The organism is Arthrobacter sp. HS15c, from assembly GCF_040812005.1.
In the GTDB taxonomy this organism is placed as follows: domain Bacteria; phylum Actinomycetota; class Actinomycetes; order Actinomycetales; family Micrococcaceae; genus Arthrobacter.
This window is the reverse complement of record NZ_JBFOHM010000019.1, coordinates 1-6,335: the sequence shown is the minus strand read 5'-3', so window position 1 is coordinate 6,335 and position 6,335 is coordinate 1. Positions and strand designations below refer to the sequence as shown.

General features: G+C 61.7%; 6 protein-coding genes. All 6 read left to right on the top strand.

From position 1 onward, the window contains the following. A partial coding sequence (locus tag ABV518_RS22215; RefSeq protein WP_367771798.1) for an FAD-dependent oxidoreductase occupies positions 1–844 on the top strand: 844 nt, incomplete at its 5' end. 78 nt (positions 845–922) lie between these two features. Then, positions 923–2,176: an aspartate aminotransferase family protein gene (locus ABV518_RS22210; RefSeq protein ID WP_367771795.1), complete on the top strand. Its 1,254-nt coding sequence runs from the start codon at positions 923–925 to the stop codon at positions 2,174–2,176. 28 nt (positions 2,177–2,204) lie between these two features. Continuing rightward, on the top strand, positions 2,205–3,659 hold the full coding sequence (locus tag ABV518_RS22205) for an NAD-dependent succinate-semialdehyde dehydrogenase (RefSeq protein ID WP_367771791.1): 1,455 nt from the start codon (positions 2,205–2,207) through the stop codon (positions 3,657–3,659). Positions 3,660–3,700: 41 nt separating this feature from the next. Then, positions 3,701–4,387 (top strand): GntR family transcriptional regulator, encoded by a 687-nt coding sequence (locus tag ABV518_RS22200; protein ID WP_367771788.1) that lies wholly within the window; start codon positions 3,701–3,703, stop codon positions 4,385–4,387. Between the two features lie 165 nt (positions 4,388–4,552). After that, positions 4,553–5,470, top strand: coding sequence for an ABC transporter substrate-binding protein (locus ABV518_RS22195; protein WP_367771786.1), 918 nt, complete (start codon positions 4,553–4,555; stop codon positions 5,468–5,470). Between the two features lie 46 nt (positions 5,471–5,516). Next, positions 5,517–6,335: amino acid ABC transporter permease (locus ABV518_RS22190; RefSeq protein WP_367771783.1), on the top strand; the 819-nt coding region annotated here is incomplete at its 3' end.

Below are 6,335 nucleotides of genomic sequence, written 5' to 3'. Positions count from 1 at the left end.
CTACATCCCCAAGCTCCTGGAAACCACCCGCAACAACGGCGCAGACCACGAAATCCTCAGCCGCGAAGAGATGGCCGAACGCTACCCCCAGCACAACCTCCGCCCCGACGACATCGCCGTCTATGACCCCCACGCCGGCGCCCTGCGCACCGACCGCGCAGTCACAGCCGCCGTCGCCGCAGCCGTCGCCAACGGCGCAACCATCCACACCAACACCCCGATCGACAGCATCACCGAAACCGCCGACGGCGTCCTCATCACCTCCGGCGAAAAATCCTGGACCTTCGAGAACGTCATCATCGCATCCGGCGGCTGGTCACAACGCCTCATGCCCGACTACCTCAAGGCAGCAACTGAAACACGCCGGAACTATCTTTCCTGGTTCGTCGCCCGGGACGTAGCAGACTTCTCGCCGGAAAAATTCCCCATCTTCATCCGGATCTCCGGGGACCGTTCCATGTACGGGGCCCCCGCGGTTGATGGGGTCACCGTCAAGGCAACCCTGGATGGCAGATCGCAACGGGCGTCCGGTCCGGATTCCGTCCTCAGGGAACTAACATCCGCGGAAATCTCGGAAACCATGGAGACGGTCACCGAGTTCTTCCCCGGACTGCTCCCCAACATCGTCCGCTCTGATGCCTTCCCCGACCTCTACACCAAAGACGGCAACCCCCTCCTTGGACGGTTCAGCGAACGTAGCAGGATCTACTGCGCCACCGGCTTCTCCGGCGCCGGCTTCAAAATGGCCACCGGCTACGGCGAAATCGCCGCACATGAGGCCCTGGGCAAACGGATCTTTGAGGGCCTGGATTTCGCTAGGCCCGAACGGTACAAGACGAGCTAACACAAGCACCCATATTTACGATTCCCTCAACATCGCCTATTGTTGACAATCTACAGCCCCTAAGAAAGTATGAAGCACATGGCAACTCTCAGCCCCCTCCTTAAGCAGGCCACTCCAGTCGTCGTAGACCATGCTCTCGGCAGCTGGATCCACGCGACCGACGGCAAGAAGTACCTCGATTTCACCACTGGAATCGGTGTTACCAGCACAGGTCACTGCCACCCCGACGTCGTAGCGGCAGCCCGCGAGCAGGTGGGCAAGATTGTCCATGCCCAGTACACCACCGTGATGCACAAGCCCTTGCTTGAGCTCACCGAAAAACTGGGAGAGTTCCTGCCCTCGGGGCTGGACAGCGTTTTCTACGCCACGTCCGGCTCCGAGGCAGTGGAAGCTTCGGTCCGTCTGGCCCGGATGGCGACAGGCCGGCCGAACATCATCTCCTTCCATGGCGGCTTCCACGGCCGGACCGTGGGAGCCGCTTCGCTCACTACGGCCGGCACGAAGTTCCGTTCAGGATTCTCTCCCCTCATGGGCGGCGTGCACATCGCTCCCTTCCCGCATGCCTACCGGTATGGCTGGGACGAGGAAACGGCAGTCAACTTCGCCCTGAAGGAACTGGACCACCTCCTGCTGAGCATCAGCAGCCCCGCGGACACGGCAGGTTTCATCATCGAACCCGTCCTGGGCGACGGCGGTTACATCCCCACTCCCCCGGCGTTCCTGCAGGGATTGCGGGAACGCGCTGACCGTCACGGAATTGTGCTGATCCTCGACGAGGTCCAGGCCGGCGTCGGACGCACCGGAAAGTTCTGGGGCCACGACTGGGCTGGCATCACCCCTGACGTAGTGATCACCGCAAAGGGACTGGCTAGCGGTTTCCCCATCTCAGCCATCGCCGCCTCCACCGAGCTGATGGGCAAGGCCTGGGCGGGTTCACAGGGCGGCACCTACGGCGGAAACGCCGTAGCAGCCGCAGCCGGCGTCGCAACCCTGGGCGTCATTGAACGCGAGAACCTGGTCCAGAATGCCCTGCTTCGGGGCGCTGAACTGCGCACAGGGCTCGACCAGCTCAAGACAGACTTCGCAGGAATCGGCAATGTACGCGGCCGCGGCCTCATGCAGGGCGTCGAATTCACGTCTGCGGACAGCACCCCTGATGCCGCTACCGCCGTGGCTGTCCAGCAAGCAGCCATCAAGGAAGAACTGCTCCTCCTCACCTGCGGTCCGCACGGAAACGTCGTCCGCATCATCCCGGCGCTCAACGTCAGCAGCGACGAAATCCAGGCCGGCCTGACCAGGTTCACACAAGCCCTCAAGACCGCCACCTCCTAATCTCTCCTACCATTTTTGAAAGCGTGACATGAGCTCCTCATTCGACCCCTCAGGTCTTCACACGGAACTGTTCATTGATGGCGCCTGGCAGAAGGCCGCCAGCGGCGCCACTTTCCCGGTGGAAAATCCGGCCACCAACGAGATCATCGCCCACGTGGCCGACGGCGGACCGGCAGATGCAGCCTTGGCGATCGAAGCCGCAGGCCGTGCCCAGGTCCAGTGGGGCAAGTCCACACCCCGCCAGCGGGCCGACATCCTGCGACGTGCCTTTGAACTAGTCATAGCCAACACCGACCGGCTCGCCGCGATCATGACCGCGGAGATGGGCAAACCCCTGGCAGAAGCAAGGGGCGAAGTGGCCTACGGGGCCGAAATGCTCCGCTGGTTCTCCGAAGAGGCCGTCCGCATCGGTGGAGACCACACCACCTCCGTTGACGGCAACACCCGGATCATGATCACCAAGGAACCGGTCGGCCCCTGCGTGCTGGTCACCCCTTGGAACTTCCCGCTGGCCATGGGAGCCCGCAAGATCGCCCCCGCCATCGCGGCCGGCTGCACCATGGTCTTCAAGCCGGCCGAGCTGACACCGCTGACGTCCCTCGCCCTGGTGCAGATCTTCAGGGAGGCAGGCCTTCCCGACGGCGTCCTGAACGTCGTCACGACTACCAGCGCCTCCTCCGTCGTGGAAACCTGGACCAGCAGCGGCATTGCACGGAAGATCAGTTTCACCGGCTCCACCCAGGTGGGCAAAATCCTGCTGCGCCAAGCAGCCGACAACGTCATGCGCTCCTCCATGGAACTGGGCGGAAATGCCCCCTTCATCGTCCTCGCCGACGCAGATATCGAGAAGGCTGTCGATGGAGCCATGAAAGCCAAAATGCGGAACATGGGCGAGGCCTGCACCGCGGCGAACCGCTTCTTCGTCCACCGCTCGGTCGTGGAGGAATTCAGCGAAAAGTTCGCCAAGAAGATCTCAGAACTTCAGGTCGGCAACGGGGCCGCGGAGGGAACCGAGGTGGGTCCCCTGATCGAACAGAAGGGCCTGGACAAGGTCGTAAGCCTCGTGGCAGACGCCGTGTCCAAGGGCGCACGTATCCTGACCGGCGGAATCCGCCCGGAGGGTCCGGGATACTTCTACACCCCCACCGTCCTGACGGACGTCTCCCTGGACTCCGAACTGATGAACACCGAAATCTTCGGTCCGGTCGCAGCCATCACCCCGTTCGACAGCGAGGACGAAGTCCTCCGCCTCGCCAACGACACCGAATGGGGCCTCGTCGGCTACGTCTTCACCGAAAGCATGGAGAAAGCCCTCCGCTTTTCTGCCGACCTGGAAGTAGGCATGGTCGGACTGAACACCGGCCTTGTCTCCAACCCTGCAGCACCATTCGGCGGCGTCAAGCAGTCCGGGCTGGGACGCGAAGGCGGCAAGATCGGCATCGAAGAATTCCTCGAGTACAAATACACCGCAATAGCCATCTAGAAAAACGTGTAGCAGGCGAGAATGAGATGAGGGGGATGTCAATGGCGGCACCGGAAGGGCTCTTTGCACTGGAGGGAAGACCCACGGCGCAGCTGATCGCTGACCAGCTGCGGGAACAAATTGTTCAGGGCATGTTCCGTCCGGGAGAACAGATCAATGAATCTGTCCTGGCAAGCCAGCTAAGCACATCCAGGGGCCCGGTCCGTGAGGCCTTGCAGCGGCTGTGCCAGGAAGGGATCCTCGTCAGCCGGCGTAATAGGGGTGTCTTCGTCCTTGAGCTCGCCATGGAAGACATTAGGGAGATCTACGCCGTCCGTGAGGCTGTGGAATCAACTGCCGCAGACGCGCTGCTGGATGCCGGGCAGGAACAGGTCAAGGACACCTGCCAGGCCTTGAAGGCCATCATCAGCGACATGGCGAAGCAGGTTGCCGTCTCGGACTGGCAGGCGATTGCCCGGCTGGATATGCAGTTCCACACCTCCTTCGTGGCCGGGGCAGGCAACACACGCCTGATCCGGATCTACAAAACCCTCGCGGCCGAATCGCGTATGTGTATCCTCAACTTGGCCGTCGCCTACCCCCGCATAGACGTCCTGGTGCAGGAACACCAGAACCTCCTCGATCTCCTGGAGGCAGGCCATCGGGAAGAACTCCACAAAGCCATCACACGCCACATGGAAACGGCCGTTGAGGATCTCACCGGGACAGCGGAAGAAGTCATCCCCTGAAATTCTCCTCATTCGCATCGGAAAGAAGGTCAGATCCACTTGGATCTGGCCTTTTTTTGGCGTCACAAAAATAATCCCTGTAAATTGTCGACGATCCAGTGCGAGGGTGGTTGCATTGTAAGTACAGACATGTGGCTTGAATGTTTGGAAGGAGATTCCGACGAAATGAGAATCAAGGTCCGGGCTGCCGGTGCAGGGTTGGCAGTTTTACTGGCGCTAACGGCGTGCGGGTCCAGTGCTGGCACCGATTCAGCTCAGGAAGGGTCCAAGACATCGAATACGGCTGACATCTCAGAGGGCGTCCAGCCTGACGCAGCTGCTGTGGCACTGCTGCCGCAGTCCTACAAGGACAAGGGCGAGCTCACGGTCGCGATGGACCTGCACTACCCGCCGACGACGTTCCTCGCGGAGGACAACACGACCCCGATCGGTCTGAACCCGGACATCGCCCGGCTCGTTGCTAAGAAGCTTGACCTGAAGCTGAAGTTCGTAGACACGAAGTTCGACACGATCGTTCCGGGCCTGGACGGTGGCCGGTTCGACTTCACCGCCACGACCATGTCCAAGACCGAGGATCGACTCAAGGTTCTGGACATGATTGACTACTTCAGGGCCGGCAATTCTGTGGCCGCGGCCGCGGGGAACCCGCTGAATCTCACCGTGGAGACCCTGTGCGGGAAGAACATCGCCGTCACGCAGGGCTCGACCGGTCAGCTGTTACGCCTTCCGGCGCTGAGCGAGCAGACCTGCACCTCCAAGGGACAGCCGGCGATCAACGCCGTGACGCTGCCCAACATCCAGGACGCCCTGGTCCAGCTGCACTCCAAGCGGATCGACGGCATCCTCTACGACACAACCTCCCTCGGCTGGGCAGAGAAGCAGCAGCCGGGTTCCTTCACCCTGCTCGGCCGGGTCAACGTCGGCTCAAGCGACCTGACCGCCGTCGGCCTGAAGAAGGGCTCGCCGCTGACCCCGGCCTTCCAGAAAGCGCTCCAGTCCGTCTTGGAGACCCCGGAATACAAGGAGTCCCTGGAGACCTGGGGCCTGGACTCCGGGGCCATCACCGACGCCAAGCTCAACTAGCGGGACGCCATGCAGAAATTTCATTCGTCAAGGAAGTGACGCCGCAATGAATGCAATCGACCCGGCGCTCAAGCCACGGCTCCGGCGACGGAGTACCTTTGAGTTCGTTGCCTGGGTTGTGTGCAGCCTTTTAGCTTTGGGCATCCTGATCTCGGTTTCAACCAACCCCAACTTCAAGTGGGATGTGGTTGCCAGGTACTTCACCCACGAAACCATTCTTCGTGGTTTGATGCTCACGCTTTTCCTGACCATTGCCAGCATGGCCCTGGGAACGCTCCTGGGGCTGGTGTTGGCTGTCATGAGGGGCTCGAGCATCAAACCGATCGCCGCCACCGCGGGCGTCTACATCACGATTTTCCGTGGCACCCCGGTCCTGGTGCAGCTGATCTTCTGGTTCAACATCTCCGCGCTGTACCCGAACCTGGCGATCGGGATCCCGTTCACGGACATCGGCACCGCGATCGACATGAACGCCCTGATGGCACCCATCACCGCGGCGCTGGTCGGCCTGACGCTTAACGAAGCCGCTTACATGGCCGAGATCATCCGCGGCGGGTTCTCCTCGGTGGGCAAGGGCCAGATCGAGGCCGCCGACGCCCTCGGTATGAGCGGGTGGACGAAGATGCGCAAGGTCATCATCCCCCAGGCGATGCCCTCGATCATCCCGGCGACCGGTAACCAGGTGATCGGCATGTTCAAGGAAACCTCCCTGGTCAGCGTCCTCGGTGTTGCCGAACTGCTCCAGAGCGCCCAGCTCATCTACGCCCGGACCTACGAGACCATCCCGCTGCTGATCGTCGCCAGCCTCTGGTACCTGGTCATGACCCTGGTCCTGAGCTACCCGCAGTCCAAGCTCGAGCAGAAA

Bases quoted from the DNA above. Each gene is read 5' to 3' on its own strand.
- ABV518_RS22210 (WP_367771795.1), top strand. From the start codon at position 923: ATGGCAACTCTCAGCCCCCTCCTTAAGCAGGCCACTCCAGTCGTCGTA.
- ABV518_RS22205 (WP_367771791.1), top strand. From the start codon at position 2,205: ATGAGCTCCTCATTCGACCCCTCAGGTCTTCACACGGAACTGTTCATT.
- ABV518_RS22200 (WP_367771788.1), top strand. From the start codon at position 3,701: ATGGCGGCACCGGAAGGGCTCTTTGCACTGGAGGGAAGACCCACGGCG.
- ABV518_RS22195 (WP_367771786.1), top strand. From the start codon at position 4,553: ATGAGAATCAAGGTCCGGGCTGCCGGTGCAGGGTTGGCAGTTTTACTG.